Consider the following 18826-nt stretch of genomic DNA (forward strand, 5'->3'; position numbering starts at 1 on the left):
TTTGAAAATAGATGAATGATACAAGCAAATAAAGGGCAAGGGCATACATATATAGGGAATATAGAGAGAGGAGACAAAGATACTATGTCTTGTAATTGCTCAGTAACAGCGTTAACTTGTTGCCCAGATGATAGTAGTAATTATGTGCAAGATAAAGTTTGTAACCCGTGGTCTAGTATAGAAAATCTTACATTTACGGTCTATGGAAATAATGTAAATCAAAATATTGTTGGGACTGGTTATATAACGTATGATGTGGGACCTGGAGCAAGTCCGGCAAATGATATTACAGTAACTGTATTGGACTCAGGGGGAGGGCCAATTCAAACTTTTACGATGGTAGAGGGAACAAGCATTGCGTTTACGTTTCGTCGTTTTAATACGATTCAAATTACAACGCCAGCTACAGCAGGTACGTATCAAGGGGAATTTTGTATTACAACACGTTATGCCATGTCATAGAGAGGGGAATAAAAATGGGGAATTGTGGTACGAATCTTTCATGTTGTGCAAATGCACAAAAAACGATTGTACAAGATAAGGTATGTATTGATTGGACGATAACAACAATAGCGGCGCCCGGACAAATTATTTATGCAGACAACATTTCACAAGATATTTATGCCTCAGGATATTTGAAGGTGGAAACGGGAACAGGTCCAGTTACCATTACGTTTTATAGCGGTGGCACGGGTGGAACAGCTGTAGAAACAATTATTGTTGCTTCAGGAAGTAGCGCCTCTTTTACAGTAAGACGTTTTGATACAGTTGCGATTTTGGGGACAACGTTAGGAGAAACAGGCGAATTTTGTATGACAATCCGATATTCTTTATCATAGTATATGTAATTATAAGGATTTATAAATAAGAAATATGCGAATGTATTTATATATTCGCATATTTTTTTACAATATGTGAATTGACAACAATAACGCCCCTCGATATAAGTGTTATTGCTTACTAAAATGTCGACTAATGAAAGGGAACGGAAATGATACCGTTAATGTGGGAGTTTACATGAAATAGACAGTATATTTACAAAAATTAAATATTATTCATAGCAGATTTAAATGCAGTTAATACGTGATAGGTATAATGTTCCTCGTATGATAGGAAATCAGTTATGAGGGGGATTTACGTGAGCAGGAACATGTTTCAGAAAGTAAGAGGTCTTATTGGTTTACTAGCAGTCTTTATTCTAGCATTTGTATCATTTCCATGGAACGCTTCTGTACAAGCAGAAGAGAAGAAAGAGGAGAAGAAGCCGGAAGAGAAAAAACTTGTTTTTCCGGTTGTAAGTGACGTACATATTAAAAATAGCGGAACAGATGATACGTTTCGTTGGCAAAGAGCGATTGAGCAGTTTAATACGCTTGCACCAAAGCAAGATGCGTTTGTGATTGTTGGTGATTTTACCGATTCAGGTTCGAATCAGCAATACGATCGTTTTATGCAAGTGTATAATCAATATGCAAATAAAGATGCAGTGAGAATGAACTCACTTGGAAACCATGATTATTGGAACGGTTTATCAGTAGAAGGGGCACAAAAACGTTTTTTAGAAAAAACAGGTATGGAATCTATTTATTATCATAAAGTAGTGAAAGGATATCACTTCCTTGTTATGTCTCCAGAAGATGGAACAACACATGGTTATTATTCTGATCAACAAATTAATTGGTTGAAAGAAGAAATTGCAAAAGCGCAAGCAGATGATCCAGAAAAACCAATTTTCGTGTTCTTACATCAGCATATTAAAGAAACTGTGTACGGTAGTCATGAGTGGGGAACGAAAGATAGTGCGAAAATTAATGAAGTATTAAAAAATTACCCACAAGCCATTACATTCTCTGGTCATTCGCATTATCCGTTAGATGACCCAAGATCGATTCATCAAAAAGACTTTACATCCGTTGGAACATCTTCTGTAAGTTATATGGAAGTAGAGGGCGGGAAAGTGCAAGGGAATATTCCTCCTGGTGCAAGCGAATTAAGCCAAGGTTTATTAGTAGAAGTCGATGATAAAGAAGTAACAATTAATCGTCGTGATTTCCATACAAATTCTTGGACAGGCGAACCGTGGAAAATTCAATTGCCATCGAAAAAAGAATCATTTACACATGTAGAAAATCGTGATAAAGAAAAGCCATCTTTTGATGGAAATGCGAAGTTAAAAGTTTCAAATGTAACAGAAACGTCAGTAACAGCGACGTTCCCGCAAGCACAGGATAATCTTCTTTTACATTCTTACCGCCTGCAAGTACGCGATAAAGAAACAGGAGAAATTAAAAATAAGCTATTAGCATTCTCAGAGTTTTATCGCGATCCAGTGCCGAAAGAGCTTACATTTACATTAGGCGGGCTAGAGAGTGGGAAAACATACAACTTAGAGGTGGTTGCGATTGACTCATTCGGAAATGAAAGTGAACGACCGTTACAAGCAGAAGTCACAACGAAAAAAGAAATCATCGATCCGAATGTAAAAGTACCGAAAGCTGATGTATTCGATGTGAATTTCTTAGATGGTACATTTAAAGATTACTCACCATTTGGCACAAAAGGTGATGTAAAAGGAAATGTAACGATTGAGTATGATAAAGCATTAAAAAAACATGCGATGAAATTAAATGGTGCAGCTAATACGTTTGGTTATATCCCATTTTCAGCAGATCAAAAGGCTAAAGTAGCAAATGCATTTACATTAGAAACAGTAGTTACAATGAATGAAATTCGTGGTCAAGGTATTTTGCAAAATACAGAGAGCGGCGGAATTGGGTTTGAATCTACAGGAGATGGATATGTGGAATTATGGGCTCATATTGGCGGCAGTTATAAACGCGTGGGTACGCAATTGGAAGCAAATAAAACATATCACTTAGCAGGAACATATAACGGAAATGAAATCGCAATCTATGTAGATGGTAAAAAAGTAAATAGCCAGCCAGCAACAGGGAAGGTGTATCATCCAAATGTACCATTTGCGATTGGGGCAGATCCAACAAGTAATGGTAATGGTGGTATTCCATTAAATGGACAAGTTGCGCTTGCGAAATTATACAGTAAATCGTTAACGTCTTCTGAAGTGTTAGCGGCATATAACGAATTTTCAAATCGTACAAAGTTAGAAGAGTTAAATGTTTTATATGAGGAAATCGGTAAAGTAAAAGAGACATTAGCTGGTTCTTATGAGTTTGGTGACAAGCCAGGACAATATTCACAAGCAGCATTTACAGCATTACAAAAGAGCTATAATGAAGCAAAAGTTACTTTTGAAAATATGGCGACTGCAGGGGAACAAGCAATTGGAGCATATCATGATGTGAAAACAGCGCATCAAGCATTTTTACAATCAAAAGTAGCTGAGCAACAACCAGAGGCACCGAAAGAAAAATTACAAAAAACAATCGATGAAGCAAAAGTTTTATTGGCTAAAGCTCAAGTAGGACAAAATCAAGATGGTTCTGTTCAAGCGTTAGAAAAGAAAATTAAAATTGCAGAATCAGTAGTGAAAGATAGCAAAGTGAAAGATCAGTATGTAGAAGCAATGAATCGTACATTAGAATATGCGATGCAACTTGTAGAAAAGAGTGTAAATAAATAAACAAAAAAGAAGCTTGTCATGGCAAGCTTCTTTTTTGTTATACTAAAAGTAGAAAGACAGGATAAGGGAGCGAAAAATTTGGAACAGAAAAAGCTAAAAAGAATTCTTGAATATGTATGGACTGCAGTTGTGCTCCTTGTTGGATATTATTTTTTGAAAGACAAAAGCCTATGGATTCTATTTTTAATGACATTCGTATTAGCGGGGCTAGGAACGTTGTTTATTAACTTTTTCTTTGATAGCTTAAATGTATGGAGAAAGAAAAAGAAAGAAACAAAATAGAGTAGAATGGAAATGTGGAAATGGAAGCTTGTGTATCAATTGTTTTACAGCTTGCATCGGTATATTTTTAATTCTATAGACGTTAAGAGAAAACAGCTCGCTATATGGCGAGCTGTTTTTCTATGCTTCTTTTTGTTCATCATTATTTTTTTCAGTCAGTAAATGGCTATTACGCCTAGAATAGAAGAAATATACGCATAGTCCAATGACAAGCCAAACGGCAAAGCTTTTCCACGTTGTTGCAGACAGATTAATCATTAAATACAGGCAGCAGCAAATTGCAACGATTGGTAATATAGGGACGAATGGGGCACGGAACCCTCTTTGTAAGTTTGGATGTGTTTTACGTAAGATAAGTACAGCGCAGCAAACAAATACAAAGGCTGTTAACGTGCCGATATTCACTAAGTTTGCAAGTAAGTGTAAGTCTAGTAATCCTGCTAGTAAAGCTGCTGCAATTCCCGTAATCCATGTATTCAATAATGGGATTTTCACTTTTTGATTGACGCGAGATAATGCTTTTGGAAGTAAACCGTCACGGCTCATTGCATAAGAAACACGAACTTGTCCATACATAACGACTAAAAGGACAGTTGTCATCCCTGTCATGGCACCGACAGCTAATAATCCAGCAATCGTATCTTCACCAACAAAGTGAAGGGCGAAAGCAACTGGGTCAGAAACATCTAATTGTGTGTAAGGAACCATCCCAGTTAAAACAAAGGATACAATCATATATAATACGGTACAAATAAGAAGAGATCCGATAATTCCAATTGGTAAGTCGCGCTGTGGTTTTTTCGTCTCTTCAGCAGCTGTTGCGATGGCATCAAATCCTAGAAAAGCAAAGAATACAGTTGCTGCCCCTGTAATAATGCCATCATATCCAAATGGTAAAAATGGTGTCCAGTTTTCAGGTTTGACGTATTTTGCACCTGCTACGATAAAGGCGATAATGACTGCCAATTTAATTAATACCATAATGTTATTAATACGAGCACTTTCGCGTATACCAAAGCTAAGAAGCATTGTAATTAAAAGTAAAATACATACAGCTGGTAAATCGATAATTCCGCCTTTTCCCATTCCGGGGGCGGAGGCGATAATGGCTGGGAGATGGATGTTAAATCCAGAAAGTAACGATTGTAAATATCCTGACCATCCGACAGCTACGGCTGCGACGGCTAACAAGTATTCGAGCATTAAGCACCAGCCAACAATAAAGGCAACGACTTCTCCAACTGTCATATAGGCATACGTATAAACGCTTCCTGACATCGGAATGGAAGAAGCAAATTCTGCATAACAGAAGGCCACGCATGCACAGGTAAATGCGGCAATAAGAAAAGATAACATAATACCAGGACCGGAATGTTTGGCCGCAACAATACCTGTTAATACGAAAATACCTGTCCCAATTACAGCACCAATGCCTAAAAAGGTTAAATCTAATGCAGTTAATGTTCTTTCTAATTGCCGTGGTGATTCAGTCGTAAGTGGCTTCTTTCGTAATAATGATTTCACTTGGACTCTCCTCTCATTCTTCAATCTTCACAACTGCGAGTATAGTATGAGCCAACTGTAAGAGAGTATGTAGGTGAATAGAGGTACAGTTGCTGTAGTAATTTTAATATAATTCAGAATATTGTGTCAAATATAATTTTGACAAATAATATTGTAGATGTAAGGAAAAACTACCATCAGAAATAGATGTACTTTATAAAGTAGGAGAAGATAATATGCTATTTTATTTTGAACTTGTCGTTATTTTACTTTGTACGAAATTAGCTGGTGATATAAGTGTGAGGCTGGGACAACCATCCGTATTAGGTAAATTGATTGTAGGAATTATCATTGGACCTGCTATGTTTGGAATCATTGATAGCTCTGAATTGATTGATGAACTGAGTGAAATTGGCGTTTTGTTACTGATGTTTATGGCGGGACTCGAAACGGATTTAGAAGAGTTAAACCGTAATTTGAAATCTTCATTTGCAGTAGCAATGGGAGGTATCATTTTTCCTTTTCTCGGTGGATATTTAGCAGGTCTTGCTTTTGGACTGCTGCAATCTCATGCCATTTTTCTAGGGTTATTACTCTGTGCGACATCGGTGAGTATTTCTGTTCAAACATTGCGTGATTTAGGAAAAATGAATACGAGGGAAAGTACGACGATCTTAGGCGCTGCTGTCTTCGATGATGTAATTGTCGTCATTTTATTAGCGTTTGTTATGAGCTTTTTAGGGACACAAGATGTAAATATTACACTCGTCATTGCGAAGAAAATTATCTTTTTTGTAAGTATTGTTTTCATTGGCTGGAAAGTTGTACCGTGGATTATGAGAATGTTAGTACCACTTCGCGTATCAGAGGCGTTAATTAGTGCAGCACTCATTATTTGTTTTTCATTTGCGTATTATAGTGAGAAAATGGGGATTGCTGGTATCATCGGTGCATTTGCTGCTGGGATTGCGATTTCTCAAACAACATATAAACATGAGGTAGAACATAAAATAGAGCCGATTGCGTATGCGATTTTTGTTCCAATTTTCTTTGTGAGTATCGGAATGGAAATTACATTTCAAGGAATTGGGAGCCAAATTTGGTTTATTGTTATTATGACGCTCATTGCCATCTTCACAAAATTAGTAGGATCTGGATTAGGAGCAAGGTTAACAGGATTTGATTTGAAATCCTCGATTAGTATTGGGGCTGGGATGGTATCGCGCGGAGAGGTAGCGCTTATCATTGCAGCAAACGGATTAACAGCGAATTTGTTAGCGAAAGAAAATTTTACTGCGATTGTCATTGTTGTGATACTTACGACGATTATTACGCCGCCTTTACTAAAGAAGTATTTCGTATAAAGAGTTTATCCTATGTGGATAAACTCTTCTTTTTAGGCTGTCAACACGGATTATTGTAATCCCTTATAGCTAAGATAAGAAACAATAAGAGATCAATTTAAAAAATCATTTTAATTTACTATTTTTTGCTGTATTAACCATTTCGTAAATTCAGATGTCCCTAAATTATAATCCAAATCCTCTGTACGAATCGAAAAAATATGAACACCATGGTTTTCATAAGATTGCTTACTATATTCTGCAGGTAATGCTAACATATACATTTTAAAATCAAAAAATATATCCCAAATGTTATTTTCTTTTTGTTTATAAGCAATGGCTTCAAAATCATATTTATTTTCATAATAACCTAAATGTAAATGATATCTTGGGTCGTATAAAGAACTCATATTTTAATTTAATCCTCCTATCTATTGGTTAGAGAAAATAATGTTTTTTCATGTATTTCCCTCCTGTTAATCTCCCAATATAAATATTGAAATATACAGAAAAGTTAAACAAGACTATAAAAAAAGGGGATACCCCGTTATGATTAGTTATAATATACTGAATTATTAATAATATGTACTGTTTATCACGTAAAATAGCTTTGTTTTTCGCGTACAAAATGTAGTGTTCATTTACTTTGAAAGATTCTATATAATCAGTAGTTATGTTAAAATTTTCATATTATAGAAAGAAATCGATTGTTTTTGTATAAAGGAGGTATGTATACTATATGAAGTTTACGGGGGAGAAGATTATAGTTATTGTTCTTATACTTGCAATATGCGTACCATTTACACTAACGAAAGAATCAAAAATTAAAGACTTTCCCGTTTCTATTTTTTCGAATTATGTTGAAGATGATAATCCTAGGGACTATCAGTATACATCATTTCTACCACCTATTGGGTTAAGACTAAAAGGATGGAAAGAAGGAAGTTCTGAGGGAGAAACGACTTCCTATCATAAAGGTGAGCGTACTGTAATTGTAATACATCCGCCTGGAGATGATAGTTTTTATCTTTTTGAACTTGAGAAATAAAGTTGAATCAACCAGGGTCTTACTGCCCGTTAATGCGCGATAAAAAATCGCCGGATCTATTTGAAGATACCGGCGATTTTTAGTGGCTACGTGCCAGACTAGTATGTGCGCGAGGTACGGCGGTTTTGAAATGAGAAAATAAATAGCATCCAGTAACGACAATGACAGTCCCTAAAATTTGTACCCACGTTAATGCTTCTCCTAAGAATAAAAAAGCTAAAATAGCGGTGAAGATTGGATTGAAATTTAGGAAGATTCCTGCTGTAGTTGCTCCTAATTTTTGAACGCCAATATTCCAAAATACCATACAAACTACAGTTGAGATTAAACCTGTATATAACAGAGAAGTGATAAATGAAGCATTGATATTGGAAACAGTAAAGCTTGGTATGTTAAATGGAAGTAATAGAATGACACCGAAAACGCCAGAATATAAGGTTGCCATCATCGGTGAGGTCGTTTTTGTTGCCCATTTACTACAAACAGAATAAATGCCCCAAATACAAACTGCTGCAATCATCCACAAATCTCCGCTATTAAACTGTAATGAAAATAAAAGTGCGATATTGCCTTTTGATAGAACGAGAAGAACGCCGAAAAAAGAAAGAATCATAGATAGGATTTGAAATCTATTTATTTTTTCTTTTAAGAATAAAGATGAGAATAAGGCAATTGAAATCGCATTTAATGTGGAAATAAGCCCAACATTTGTTGCGGATGTTTGTTCCAGTGCTAAAAACTGAAAAATGTTAAAGAGAACAACGCCGGTGACTCCCATAATAAGTAAGGGAAGAATCGCAGCGCGTGGTGGGAACAGTCTCTTTTCTTTCAACCAAACAATTGGGAATAAGCAAAGAACGGCAATGATCCATCTTAAACTTGTAAGCGTCATTGGAGAAGCATGATCTACAAGTGATTTCCCAACGACAAAATTCCCACCCCATAATAAGCTTGTTAGCAATAATAAAAAGACATAAAAATAAGGCATAGCTTGTGACTCCTTTTAAGTAGTGTGTAAATAAAAAAACGACAAGCCCTTTCTTTTTTTGATGGAAGAGAGGATCCGGTCATGCATAGAAGCGGTCAGAGCCTTTTTTGGCCCCATGCTGAGTAAAAACAAAAAGAAAAAACGAGAGCGGGTCCTGTTTTGTTTTCATAGCAGTAATTTATGTGTTGAAAACCCCTGCTGATTAAAGGTTCAATTTATATCATGTGAATTGTAAATAATTTTAGCATTTTTCTTGTTTATCTAATATGTTATTTTGTATAATTAGTAAAATTCAAAATAATAAAAGGTTAATAGCTGCATATAAAGAATTTTATTCAAATTTACTAAGCGTTATATATGCTTTTTCGAAGAATCATCGGTTAGAAAAGAGGGGTTTTATGGAATCGTCTGTTATTAAAGTGTTAGATGATGTGGATTTGCAAATTTTAGATGTACTGCAAAAGGAATCGCAAGTTAGTAATGCGGAACTTGCTCGTCGGGTTAATTTATCGCCACCTGCTACACATGCGAGAGTAAAACGATTGGAAAGTGAAGGTTTTATCGATAAACAAGTCGCGATTTTAAATCAAGAGAAGCTTGGATTTGATTTATTATGTTTTATTTTTATGAGTACGAATATTCATCAATCGGAAAAGCTGGAAGTCTTGGAAAGAGAACTAGAATCCATGCCTGAAGTATTGGAGTGTCATTGTTTAACAGGGGAGTATGATTATTTATTAAAGGTTGCAAATCGGGATCGAAAGGAACTGGAGCATTTTATTAGGAAGTTAAATAAGCTTGGGATTACACGGATTCAAACGAGTTTAGCGCTCCGTGAAATTAAGTATTCTACAGTATTACCAATAAGAGATTCGAAAACAAGTACTGAATGAGATCAGTGCTTGTTTTTTTATATATAAAATTCAGAATAATAATTGACGCAAGTAAGGAGTGGGTGTATTATTATATAAATTTATGAATTAATATACATTTAAGGTTATAAATATTTAATGCAAGGAGATCAATTATGCAAATTTCTAACGCAATTACAAGTGATGTGAAAGATGTATATAACTTAATTGAAGTATATTCGAAGGAAGGGGTTGTTCTTCCTCGTTCTCTTTTATCTTTGTACCAGCATTTGCAATCTTTGTATGTGGTAAAAGAAGACAAGGAAGTTTTAGGTGTTGCTGGGCTACATGTTTTAGGAGAAGACCTTGCGGAAATTCGCTCATTAGTTGTACGAGATACATGTGCCGGGCGAGGATTAGGGCGTATGTTAGTGAATCATGTTATGAATGAGGCTGCTAAAATAAAAGTAAAAAGGGTGATTTCTTTAACTTATCAAACGACGTTTTTTGAAAAGTGTGGTTTTGATTTTGTGGATAAGGAATTGTTGCCTGAAAAAGTGTGGGTGGATTGTAGACATTGTCCAAAGTTTGATTGTTGTGATGAAATTGCGATGATTCGGTATGTAGTGTAAGGGGAGAGTGGATGCGGCACATACTCAGTTGAGTATGTGTTTTTTATAGCAAGGCACATATTTGAATTTGAGGAGTATATAATTGTTATAAAGCAGAATTTTACGCGTTGTATGAAGTACAGTAGGTTGACATTTTATCAAATATGTATATACAATATAAGTGAATGACATTCAGTCATTTTTGCGAAAGGGTGTAGATAATGTCCAAAAAAGAGAAAATTGTATATGCTGCTATCGAATGTTTTAGGGAAAAAGGGATTGAAAAAACGAAGATTTCAGACATAGTGAAATCTGCTGGTATTGCGCAAGGAACTTTCTATTTATATTTTTCTTCAAAATTGTCTGTAATACCTGCTATTGCAGAAGTTATGGTGGAGAAGATGATAGGCGCAGTGGAAGAAAAAATACAAAATCGCTCTTCTTTCTTAGATACATTTTCGAAAATTGTAGATGCAATTTTTGATTTTATAAAGGAACATCATGACATACAGGCGTTAATATATGTCGGTCTAACAGCAACGGAACATGTGAAAAAGTGGGAGCGTGTGTATCAACCTCTTTATATTTGGATGAAAGGTTTTTTAGAAGAAGCGAAGAATGCGAATGTAATACGGAGTTGTATTCACGTGGAAAGAACGTCGAAACTTTTTATCGCTTTAGTTGAATCGGCAGCGGAGCAAATGTATTTATACGATCAAACAAAAGAGGAAGAGGTTTATTTACAAAAAGCAGAGGTTTTGGATTTTGTCATGCATGCATTACAAAATGGTAATAAACTCTCGGTTAAAAATGAATGATAGTCAGTCATAAGAGGTGGAATGTATGAAAAATAGCGGTTGGTTATATGTAATATTAACATGTTTGTTTGAAGTTTTTTGGGTATTTGGTTTTAATACAGCTCATGCATGGTGGCATTGGGGAATCGTTGTAGGAATTATTATTATCGATTTTTATCTTCTTTCTAAAGCTTGTGAAAACATTGCGACGGGAACAGTATACGCTATTTTTGCTGGGGCAGGAACTGTGGGAACGTTCTTAATGGATGTGTTTCTTTTTGGTGGAAGTTTTAGTTTTGGAAAATTATTCTTTATCGTTATGATCGTAGCTGGCGTTATTGGCTTGAAGTTAGCTGATAATAAAGAAGTTGCGAAAGGAGTTGCGTAAAAATGGGATGGATTTTCGTCTTGTGTGCTGCATTGAGTGAAATCATTGGGGTAGTTGGTCTTAATATGTATAGTAAGGATAAATCAGTGAAAAATGCTGCCATTTATGTCGGTGGATTAAGTATTTCTTTCGTATTTCTATACACATCTTTCTTATTTTTGGAAATAAGTGTAGCGTATGCCGTTTGGATTGGGATCGGAACAGCGGGTGCCGTTTTGTTAAATATGCTCTTATTTGGAGAATCTAAAAGTAAGGAGCGTATGGTTAGTGTGGCTTTTATTGTGTGCGGAGTCATGGGATTAAAGGCTCTTTCGTGAATGAAATAAATTCATTCAATCAGGAACAATATATTGTCATTTCCCCCCTTAATAGAACAGTTTTCTATTAGGGGATTTTTTGTCAAAAAGTATAGTAGAAAAACGGGATGACCCCACTCTCTATTGTTGACAGTACAACAAAATCTCATATAGAATGAATGACAGTCATTCTATGTGTGTGAAAGGATTTAGATAATGAATAAAAAAGAGAAAATTGTATATGCAGCTATGGAAGTGTTTCAGGAAAAGGGCGTTGAGAAAACAAAGATCTCTGATATTGTGAAATTGGCTGGCATTGCGCAAGGAACTTTTTATTTATATTTTCCTTCTAAATTATCTGTTATGCCTGCAATAGCGGAAGTTATGGTTGAAAAGATGATATGTGCGGTAAAGGAAAAAGTACAAAATGGTGAGCTTTTTTCACAAAAAATGAAGCAAATTATAGATGCTGTTTTTGATTTTATTGAACAATATCGTGAAATACAAGCATTAATGTATGCCGGTCTTGCATCTAGTGAACATATTAAAGAATGGGAAGCGGTATATGAGCCTCTTTATATGTGGTTAAGTCAATTTTTAAGTGAAGCGAAAGAGTCAGGTGTCATTCGCAATTCCATTCATGTAGAAAGAACGGCAAAGTTATGTATCGCTCTTATTGAGTCAGCGGCAGAACAAGTGTATTTATATGATCATAAACAGGATGATCAAGTCAATCTTCAGAAAGCTGAAGTACTAGACTTTTTAACACATGCATTAGGCATTCGTGAATAAGTCGTTAGGTGGGGGATGAAGAAAACCCCCACTGATTAAAGTTTCACTTTATAGAAATTGAGGTGGGTTCACTTTACTTGAAAATGAATGAAAATCAGTCACCTAAGGGGAGGTTCATGAAAAATAAGATAAAAGGTAAATACTATAAATAAGCCTAATCATTTCATCTATGTAGAAGATATACTGTTTTAGCAATGAGTGACTTCGTTTTATTTTTCCAGAAAGAATCGTCACAAATGAAAAACTTCGTAGACGTTTTTATCGGGAAGGATTTCACATCCATGAATGTTACAGAAAGAGGTGTTAATACATGCAAAAACCAATAAAAGAACAAAAGATGGTATTAATTATTCTGTTAAGTAATATATTTATTGTCTTTTTAGGAATTGGTCTTATCATTCCAGTGATGCCATCTTTTATGAATATTATGCACTTATCAGGACAAACGATGGGGTATCTTGTTGCTGTATTTGCGATGTCGCAACTACTTATGTCACCATTTACAGGCCGTTGGGTTGATCGTTACGGTAGGAAGAAGATTATTATAATTGGTTTATTTATTTTCGGTACTTCGGAACTTATTTTTGGATTAGGAAAAGATGTATGGGTACTTTATTTAGCAAGAGTGCTGGGGGGAATTAGTGCCGCTTTTGTTATGCCTGGTGTTACAGCATATGTTGCTGATATTACATCAATTCAAGAACGACCAAAAGCGATGGGCTATCTTTCTGCCGCTATTAGTACAGGTTTTATCATAGGGCCTGGTATCGGTGGATTTATTGGAGAGTATGGTGTACGTGTACCGTTCTTTGTTGCGGCAGCTATTGCTTTTGTAGCATGCGTCATTTCCATATTTATTTTGAAAGAGCCGTTAACAAAGGAACAGCTTGCAGAAATTTCTAATCAGACGAAGCAAGCAAGTTTTATTGGAGATTTAAAGAAATCATTAAATCCGCTTTACTTCATCGCATTTATAATTGTGTTTGTACTTGCTTTCGGTTTATCAGCATATGAGACTGTCTTTAGTCTGTTCTCGGATCATAAATTTGGTTTCACACCGAAAGATATCGCTGCTATTATTACAATAAGCTCGATTTTTGGTGTTGTTGTACAAATATTTTTATTTGGAAAGTTAGTAGATGTATTTGGTGAAAAAGTGTTGATTCAAATTTGTTTAATTACAGGTGCAATATTGGCAGTCGTATCTACTTTAGTCTCTAATTTTTGGGTAGTATTGGCTGTAACTTGTTTTATCTTCCTCGCATTCGACTTACTTCGTCCTGCATTAACGACATTTTTATCGAAAGTGGCCGGGAAAGAACAAGGATTTGTTGCTGGGATGAACTCCACCTATACAAGTTTAGGCAATATTGTTGGGCCTGCTATGGGAGGCATACTATTTGATATCAACATCCATTATCCATATCTTTTCTCCGCTGTTATTATGGTGGTTGGAATCGGTATTACGGTTATGTGGAAAGAAAAGCAAATGGTAGAAAGTTTAGCGAAATAGAATTCTTGTAAACTAGTAAAAAGGTCAACCTTCGTTGTAAGGTTGACCTTTTATGTTTCTTTCGTGTAAGCCTTTATGATTCTACTGGATGAATCCAGAGTTTTGAAAAATCTGTCCAACCAAAAGAGTCAATCGTTACGTTCTTTAAAGAAGATGGATATGTTTTTTTCTTAAAAACGTGATAATTAAATAGAATAATATACTCTGTTTGAAGGAATTCTTCTATTTCATACATCAGTTTGTAGCGCTTTTCAGTATTCTCTTCTGCTAAGAATGTATCTAGTAAACAATCGAGTTGTTTTTGATAGTGAGGGTGCATGAAACGATTGATAAAGCAGCTTTTATTTTTAAATACATTAAGAAAAGCGATTTCTATATCTGAAGAGAAAACTTCTCCCATCAAAATAATATCAGCGTTCTGATCAATAGAACGATTAGAGTAGTCTGAGACTGAGAAAGGATGCAATTCTACTTGTATACGTAAGTTTTGGCAAATTTCTTTTAGCCAAAGAGCATCACCGGCACTATCTTTAAAGGCGAAGAAATAAATATGTATCGTTTCACCTTGATAGGAACTTTTTTGTAAGTAATTTTTCGCCTTCTGTAAAGACCTGGATTGTTTTTCCGCTATCCGACTTCTTTCTGGAAAGAAGCTACATGCTGGAATCGTGCGTGTTCCTTTTAAATTATGAATGATACATTCAACATCATATAGCTCTCTCCAAGCTTTCCGAAAATAGATATCATGATGTGGACCAGGTTTTGTAAAGTTGAAAGCAGCATATATACAGCCAGTTTCTTCTATTTGTACCTCATGTTCTTTTTCACTATTCGCATTTGGGATTTCACAATGTTTATGTATTTGTGCATGTTCTGGAATACGCCAAAACTCGATACGATCAACTAAAGCACGTTCTTTAAAATAATTAGGAAATGCTTCTAATATCACTTGATCTTCATCATAACAATGTAATGTAAAAGCTCCTGTACCGATATAATGGTGATTTTGCACCTCTACATCATGAGGTAAAATGGCTAATTGCATCGAACTTACATAACGCAAGAAAAACAAGTTTGGCTTTCGGAGGTGAAAGCTTATTTGTAATGGTGATGGTGTTTCAATTTGTACAATTTCTTCTGTGAGCCATGCATAAGGAGATTGTACGTGTTGTAATCTTTCAAACGAAAATTGAACATCTTTGGAAGATAAAGTTGTTCCATGATGAAATTGGATTCCTTTTCGTAAGTAAAAAGTCCAGGTTAATTGATCTTCACTAGCTTCCCATGTATGAGCGAGATGAGACTCAATTTTTTCTGCGCTATAGTTATAAATTACTAATGTATCAAAAATTTGACTAATAAGATGACTCTCAGTTGTGATAGCTGCAAATGCTGGGTCGAGTGGCAATATTTTTCGAGAGCAAGGTATTTTTAACACATCGTACATATCGTTTACAGGTTGGTATCCAAAATGCTGTTGTAGTTTGTCTTCTAAGTTTTTTCGTAGAGGAGAAGGAAAAGGTTGTTTTAAAAGAAGGAAGACTTCTTTTAATTTATCTTGTTGCAAAAGGGATTCAGCATAAGGAATAATGCCTTCTGAAAGCGTATGGAGAAAGAGAATTTCACTTTTATTTCCACGCCCTCGTCCCGGTATCCACGTAATTAATTTTTCTTCACTCATTTTTTTTAGTAAAATTTTCACGTTTTTTGTACTGCAATATAAAATATCGGCTAATTCTTGCAAGCTATTTTGCATGTATTGTTTTTCTGAATCATGTAATCGTAGTTGAATATAATAGTCCATCACTTTCATGTTTTCACGACTCCTTCTTCATAAAAGGGGAAATTCTTTAGAATATTCTAACCTTTTTCTTCCACTTTTTCAAAGTAAAATGAATACACATAAGGAGGCGGGAGAGAAATGGGATTTTGGAGTATGCATCGCAATATAAAAATTAGAATTATTACTTCATTTTTGACACGTACAGTATCTACGATGATCTTTCCATTTATGGCAATTTATTTTTCAGTAAAGCTTGGGAGTGTGTTAGCGGGTGTTTTGTTATTAGCAAACGTAGTAGCGGCACTAGTCATTGGGCTTTATGGAGGGTATGTTGGAGATCGCTTAGGCCGAAAAAAGGTTATGATTATAGGGCAAGTGATACAAGTTGTTTCCATTGCCTGTATGGGAATTGTGAATTCAGATTATATAGATTCACCTTGGCTTACTTTTGTATTTATGCTAACGAATAGCCTTGGTTCAGGGCTTATGAATCCAGCAACAGAGGCGATGTTAATTGATGTGAGTACACCGGAGAATCGAAAAGTAATGTATAGCATTAACTACTGGGCAATTAATTTATCTATTGCAATTGGAGCAATTTTTGGTGGGTTATTATTTGAACATTATCGTTTTCAACTATTTGTATTATTAACAGTTGTCGCATTGCTGACATTGTATTTGATTACTGTATATATGGAAGAAGTATATGTTGCACGGCCAATGACTAAAAAGAAGCATGTACTAAAGGAAATGGTGGAAAGTTATAAAGTTGTTATGATGGACCGCACTTTTTTAATATTTTGTTTGGCAAGTATATGTACGTTATCGCTAGAATTTCAGATCAATAATTATTTAGGGATACGCTTGCAAAAAGAATTTGAAACGATGCATTTCGCATTTGGAAATTTCGGCACGTTTGATTTAACGGGTATTCGGATGCTAAGCTGGATTTCTACTGAAAATACAATTTTAATTGTTTTATTTTCAGCGCTTATGATTAAAATGATGAAGCGTTTTAATGATTTGAAAATACTATATGTTGGCTTGTTTATATACACAATTGGATTTACCATACTTGGATCAAGTAATAGTCTATGGATTCTATTAATTGCGGGGCTTTTTCAAACGGTTGGCGAGATGATGTATGTGCCAGTTCGCCAATCTATTATGGCTGATATGGTTCCGGATGATGCGAGAAGTTCTTATATGGCGATTAACGGAATGGTCTTTCAAGCAGCAAAAATGAATGGAGCGCTAGGGATTATGCTTGGCTCATTCATGGCATCATGGGGAATGAGTGTTGTTTATTTCGTAGTTGGTATAAGTAGTATTTTGCTATTTATGAAAGCAATTAATCGGACAGAATACCGTGAAGAGAACATACCTCATATAGGATAAGGAAATATGTAAAAAGCGAATCGTTTTCATAATGATTCGCTTTTTACATACCGTTATTTTTCTAAAAAACATCTTCTTGAAATAGATCATTGTTAGCATTTGAATTTGTTAAAAGACCTTTCAGCTCACCTACTTCAAAGACTGTTGTGAAGTGATAATAAAGTTGTTTAAAAAAATGTGAGTCATTCTATTCCACAATCGGGCCATATACTTGAACAACCCCTTAAAAAAAACTGGATATTTAAATTAAAATATACATGTGATTGTGAAGGCTTGCACTTAAACTAAAAGGGTAGAAGAGTTGAATAAGGAAGTAGTAATAATGGGAGAATATTGGAAAAAGAAAAGGGGAAATTCTACTTGAATTTTCTACAAATTATTTACATAATAAAATGTTTTAAATGATTTTTAGGAGGGTAATATGGAACTATCTTTATTATTAGAGTATGGATGGGTTTTAATTATTTTGATTCTCTTAGAAGGTTTATTGTCTGCTGATAATGCTTTAGTTTTAGCTGTAATAGCAAAGCATTTACCAGAAGAAGAGCAAAAAAAAGCTATTAATATTGGTTTATTATTAGCTTTTATATTTAGAATTGGTGCAATTTTTATTATTTCGTTCCTTTTCCACGTTTGGCAAGTTCAAGCTATTGGGGCTGCTTATTTAATTTTCATCGCTTTAAAACATTTACTAAAAAAAGACAATGGAGAAAAAGAGAAAAATGGGAAAAGTTATGGTATGACTGTTGCTCAAATTGCATTAGCAGATATCGCATTCGCTGTTGACTCTATCTTAGCAGCAGTAGCTCTTGTCGTTGACTTGCCTGAGACGCCTATGGGTGATATTGGTGGTATGGATGGTGCTAAATTTATTGTTATTATAATAGGTGCAATAGCAGGTTTAATTGTAATTCGATATGCAGCAGGGTTCTTCGTTAAGTTATTGACAAAACGCCCTAATCTTGAAAAAGCCGCAATGTTATTAGTTGGTTGGGTTGGGGTTAAGTTATTAATGCATACTCTTGCTCATCCTTCAGTGCACATTGTTTCTCATGATTTTGTCGAAGGAGTAATTTGGAAGTCAATCTTTTGGTCAGTTATGCTTCTTATTGCTTTAGGTGGTTGGTTTTTATCTAAAGAGAAAACAGAAGAAACTAATGAAGAAAAATAATTATAAAAAATCCCTACTATATTTTTAGTCCTTATAATTAATTGGAGATTTATTCCAAGGTTGACCTGTAAACAAAAAAATGTATTTCCTCAATTAAAGGACGCTATTGTTGAATGTTTGCAAGCTAATTTCTCTTTGGTTTTCCTCAGAGGGATTTGGGGGCGTTGGAGTTTGAGTGTTGTTCATCGTAGGGCTCTCATCTTTTTATTTATATAGGTGTTGAACAATGGTATGACTTATGGATGATAAATAACAAGAATCAAAATCATAGGCGTTTTCACTATATGCGAAATGCCTAAAAAGTGATTAGAAATTAGGGGAAGTGTATTCTCTTTTTGTTACTTTAAAAATTCCCAAGTAATTAAAAATAAACACTCCACTGTTTCATTTAGAATGAAGTGCACCCCAATTGTTAGACACAATTAACAATTGGAGGTGTAGTTTTTTATGGCAAAGTTTTC

19 protein-coding genes are annotated in these 18826 nt (G+C 35.0%); 15 read left to right on the forward strand and 4 right to left on the reverse strand.

Annotated features, from left to right (window positions below; genetic code table 11):
- Positions 1 to 84: 84 nt before the first annotated feature.
- The 4 genes from CN373_RS00455 (at position 85) to CN373_RS00470 (ending at position 3883) form a co-directional block, all read left to right on the forward strand.
- The gene (locus CN373_RS00455) at positions 85 to 462 is read left to right on the forward strand and encodes a DUF3992 domain-containing protein (RefSeq protein ID WP_001277723.1); all 378 of its coding nucleotides are present in this window, start codon (positions 85 to 87) and stop codon (positions 460 to 462) included.
- Positions 463 to 476: 14 nt separating this feature from the next.
- Complete coding sequence (locus tag CN373_RS00460) at positions 477 to 839, forward strand: DUF3992 domain-containing protein (RefSeq protein ID WP_000525992.1); 363 nt, start codon at positions 477 to 479, stop codon at positions 837 to 839.
- A gap of 311 nt (positions 840 to 1150) precedes the next feature.
- Positions 1151 to 3601 (forward strand): LamG-like jellyroll fold domain-containing protein, encoded by a 2451-nt coding sequence (locus tag CN373_RS00465; RefSeq protein ID WP_113745318.1) that lies wholly within the window; start codon positions 1151 to 1153, stop codon positions 3599 to 3601.
- A gap of 78 nt (positions 3602 to 3679) precedes the next feature.
- Entirely contained in the window at positions 3680 to 3883 is a 204-nt protein-coding gene (locus CN373_RS00470; RefSeq protein WP_033664628.1) for a hypothetical protein, read from the forward strand.
- A gap of 120 nt (positions 3884 to 4003) precedes the next feature.
- Here the strand turns inward: CN373_RS00470 and CN373_RS00475 are convergent, their stop codons facing one another.
- Entirely contained in the window at positions 4004 to 5407 is a 1404-nt protein-coding gene (locus tag CN373_RS00475; protein ID WP_098358600.1) for an amino acid permease, read from the reverse strand.
- Positions 5408 to 5622: 215 nt separating this feature from the next.
- Here CN373_RS00475 and CN373_RS00480 point away from each other — a divergent pair, with 215 nt between their 5' ends.
- On the forward strand, positions 5623 to 6750 hold the full coding sequence (locus CN373_RS00480) for a cation:proton antiporter (RefSeq protein WP_098358601.1): 1128 nt from the start codon (positions 5623 to 5625) through the stop codon (positions 6748 to 6750).
- Between the two features lie 110 nt (positions 6751 to 6860).
- Here CN373_RS00480 and CN373_RS00485 read toward each other — a convergent pair whose 3' ends face one another.
- On the reverse strand, positions 6861 to 7139 hold the full coding sequence (locus tag CN373_RS00485) for a DUF3986 family protein (protein WP_098358602.1): 279 nt from the start codon (positions 7137 to 7139) through the stop codon (positions 6861 to 6863).
- A 329-nt stretch (positions 7140 to 7468) separates the two neighbouring features.
- Between CN373_RS00485 and CN373_RS00490 the strand changes: the two genes are divergently transcribed.
- Positions 7469 to 7777, forward strand: coding sequence for an outer surface protein (locus CN373_RS00490; RefSeq protein WP_098358603.1), 309 nt, complete (start codon positions 7469 to 7471; stop codon positions 7775 to 7777).
- A gap of 79 nt (positions 7778 to 7856) precedes the next feature.
- On the opposite strand, the gene CN373_RS00495 is transcribed toward CN373_RS00490, so the two are convergent.
- A complete protein-coding gene (locus tag CN373_RS00495; protein ID WP_098358604.1) occupies positions 7857 to 8765 on the reverse strand; it encodes a DMT family transporter in 909 nt (302 codons plus the stop codon).
- Between the two features lie 398 nt (positions 8766 to 9163).
- On the opposite strand from CN373_RS00495, the gene CN373_RS00500 reads away from it, so the two are divergent.
- The 7 genes from CN373_RS00500 to CN373_RS00530 all read left to right on the forward strand — a co-directional run bounded on the left by CN373_RS00500 (position 9164) and on the right by CN373_RS00530 (position 14013).
- Positions 9164 to 9658: an Lrp/AsnC family transcriptional regulator gene (locus tag CN373_RS00500; protein WP_000446115.1), complete on the forward strand. Its 495-nt coding sequence runs from the start codon at positions 9164 to 9166 to the stop codon at positions 9656 to 9658.
- Positions 9659 to 9792: 134 nt separating this feature from the next.
- Complete coding sequence (locus CN373_RS00505) at positions 9793 to 10248, forward strand: N-acetyltransferase (RefSeq protein ID WP_001167292.1); 456 nt, start codon at positions 9793 to 9795, stop codon at positions 10246 to 10248.
- Positions 10249 to 10445: 197 nt separating this feature from the next.
- Positions 10446 to 11045 carry a TetR family transcriptional regulator gene (locus CN373_RS00510; RefSeq protein WP_113745319.1) on the forward strand — a complete coding sequence of 200 codons (600 nt, stop codon included), beginning with the start codon at positions 10446 to 10448 and terminating at the stop codon, positions 11043 to 11045.
- A gap of 25 nt (positions 11046 to 11070) precedes the next feature.
- A complete protein-coding gene (locus CN373_RS00515) occupies positions 11071 to 11412 on the forward strand; it encodes a DMT family transporter (RefSeq protein WP_000797866.1) in 342 nt (113 codons plus the stop codon).
- A 2-nt stretch (positions 11413 to 11414) separates the two neighbouring features.
- Complete coding sequence (locus CN373_RS00520; protein ID WP_000539705.1) at positions 11415 to 11729, forward strand: DMT family transporter; 315 nt, start codon at positions 11415 to 11417, stop codon at positions 11727 to 11729.
- A 192-nt stretch (positions 11730 to 11921) separates the two neighbouring features.
- Positions 11922 to 12500: a TetR family transcriptional regulator gene (locus CN373_RS00525; protein WP_033663995.1), complete on the forward strand. Its 579-nt coding sequence runs from the start codon at positions 11922 to 11924 to the stop codon at positions 12498 to 12500.
- A 310-nt stretch (positions 12501 to 12810) separates the two neighbouring features.
- Complete coding sequence (locus tag CN373_RS00530) at positions 12811 to 14013, forward strand: MFS transporter (RefSeq protein WP_098358606.1); 1203 nt, start codon at positions 12811 to 12813, stop codon at positions 14011 to 14013.
- A 73-nt stretch (positions 14014 to 14086) separates the two neighbouring features.
- Here CN373_RS00530 and CN373_RS00535 read toward each other — a convergent pair whose 3' ends face one another.
- Positions 14087 to 15826, reverse strand: a complete 1740-nt coding sequence (locus CN373_RS00535; protein WP_098358607.1) for an SgrR family transcriptional regulator — start codon at positions 15824 to 15826, stop codon at positions 14087 to 14089.
- Between the two features lie 108 nt (positions 15827 to 15934).
- On the opposite strand from CN373_RS00535, the gene CN373_RS00540 reads away from it, so the two are divergent.
- A complete protein-coding gene (locus CN373_RS00540) occupies positions 15935 to 17194 on the forward strand; it encodes an MDR family MFS transporter (RefSeq protein ID WP_098358608.1) in 1260 nt (419 codons plus the stop codon).
- A 421-nt stretch (positions 17195 to 17615) separates the two neighbouring features.
- A complete protein-coding gene (locus tag CN373_RS00545; RefSeq protein WP_098358609.1) occupies positions 17616 to 18365 on the forward strand; it encodes a TerC family protein in 750 nt (249 codons plus the stop codon).
- Positions 18366 to 18826 lie beyond the last annotated feature (461 nt).

The organism is Bacillus cereus (genome assembly GCF_002561295.1).
Classification (GTDB): domain Bacteria; phylum Bacillota; class Bacilli; order Bacillales; family Bacillaceae_G; genus Bacillus_A; species Bacillus_A cereus_S.